Below are 494 nucleotides of genomic sequence, written 5' to 3' on the forward strand. Positions count from 1 at the left end.
GGAAGTTTCTTTATAAGTGATGAATTATTGGATTGCGGTTTCGGATGTTGAATTTCGGAATTACAACTACTTTCTTAWTTTCAGAAACTGTATTTCAAGCATTTCTGAAATCCGCAATCCCAAATCAAGCAATTGCTAACATAGAAGAATTTAGCCCCTTTTTCTTCAGCTTGCGAACGCTTGATAAAAACAGGGCTCCCAACCAAAAAGCGACGCTGAGAGGAAAATTCAGGCTCATTTTCAAGAGTCAAAGCCTTGATTTTCATTCCCCAACCAAAGTCATTGTCTTGCTGAATGCTTTTATTAGCTGTTTTATAAGTGAACTATCATAACAACTAATAAAAAACTGACTTCCAGTTTTAAAATTTAAACCTTTGCTCCCTTCTTGGCGACCATTTTTTAGCCAAGAAAAAGAATAAAGAGATAACTTATCGTGTATCTCATTTTTGCCAAGCCAATAGTGTAATTTACTGACTTGCTGTTCCTGATAATTA

Annotated in this window: 1 pseudogene; it reads right to left on the minus strand. The window is 35.1% G+C overall.

Features of this window, described 5'->3' with window-relative positions:
- Nucleotides 1-262: 262 nt before the first annotated feature.
- Nucleotides 263-494, minus strand: a pseudogene (locus BWI92_RS27920) (hypothetical protein); the annotation flags it as partial.

This window comes from Flectobacillus sp. BAB-3569 (assembly GCF_002270355.1).
GTDB lineage: Bacteria > Bacteroidota > Bacteroidia > Cytophagales > Spirosomataceae > Flectobacillus > Flectobacillus roseus.